Genomic DNA, 1,317 nt, shown 5'->3' on the forward strand with positions numbered 1-1,317 from the left:
CGGAACGTGCGCCAGTGCTTCTCGTCGGGGTCCCATCGCAGTGCGTAGCCGTGGTGGACCTGGGTGTGGTGGCGTTCGCACAGCAACGCGGTGTTCTCGAGGCTGGTGGCGCCGCCGTCGATCCAGTGGACGAGGTGGTGGGCGTCGCACCACCAGGCGGGGGCGTGGCAGCCGGCGAACACGCACCCACCGTCGCGGACCTCCGCGGCCCGCCGGATGTGGTCGGGCACCAGCCGGCGCGACCGGCCGACGTCCAGGGGCAGGCCGTCGGGGCCGAGCAGGATGCGGGCGACGTCGCCGTCGCAGGCGGCCTGCCGGGCCACGGTGTTGGTGGCGGTGGCGCCGGACCCGAGGCGGGTGGCGGCCGGGTGGGTCTGGGGGTCGGCCAGGTCTTCGAGCTGGATGATTGCCGTGACCTGCGGCTTGTTCCCGCGCAGCACCGGCAGGGTCCCGGTGGCCAGGTGCAGGTCGGCCAGCTGCACGAACGCATCACCGGCCCGCTGCTCGGCAGAGCGCAGGTCACCCTCGCAGCGGCTGGCCGCCGCGACCGACTCCAGCGCGGCTTCCACCCGCTCACCGCCGGCGGCGTCGAGGGTGCCGCGGAAGGAGCGGGTGCCATCGGCCCGCCGGGTCATCCGGAACCCGCGTACCTCGGTGGGGTCGGTCGGTGGCGGCCCGTCGGGGTCGAGGGCGTCGGCGATCTTCTGGCACACCTCGGCCAGCGTGCGGGGGGCGTGCACCGCGGTCTCGGCGACCACCAGGTCCAACGCAGGCAGGTCGGCCCCGGCCGCGGCGCCGAGCTCCCAGACCCGCTCGGTGAGCACCTTGTCGATGGCCGCGACCTGCCCGGCCGTGATGCCACCATCGGCGGCGGCTGCACCCACGGCGGGCATCCGGCGCGCCAACCGACCGGCCGCCAGCACCGCGCCGGCTTCGGGGCCGGTGGCCGCGGTGTGCCCGCGCAGCCAGGGCCGCATCCCGGTCAGCCCATCCTCGTAGGGAGCATCCACAGACTCGGCGTGGGCGACGGTGCGGGCCAGCTCGGCGGCGACCAGGTTCTTCAACCGGGCCAGCCCCCGTGCCCGATCCAGCAGCTGCGCCCCCGACGTCACTTCCAGCGGGCTCTGCGCGGCGGCCAGCAAGGCCTCGACCGCCGCGGCCACGTCGGCGGGCGGCGGCTCGGGGCACCGCGCAGCTGCCGCCACGGGTGAGGGCCGCGTGGGTGGTTCGGCGCCCAGCGCACCGGGGGCGAGGGGTTCGGGTACCCAGTCGGCGGAGGCAGCGACGCCGTCCAGACCCATGACCCACGCCCCCTCA

Annotated in this window: 1 protein-coding gene; it reads right to left on the bottom strand. The window is 76.0% G+C overall.

The annotated features are described in order from the left end of the window. Positions 1–1,301: HNH endonuclease signature motif containing protein (locus TEK04_RS21160; protein ID WP_336406350.1), on the bottom strand; the 1,301-nt coding region annotated here is incomplete at its 3' end. Positions 1,302–1,317: the final 16 nt, after the last annotated feature.

Origin of the sequence: Klenkia sesuvii (assembly GCF_037083825.1) — a bacterium.
Lineage (GTDB): Bacteria > Actinomycetota > Actinomycetes > Mycobacteriales > Geodermatophilaceae > Klenkia > Klenkia sesuvii.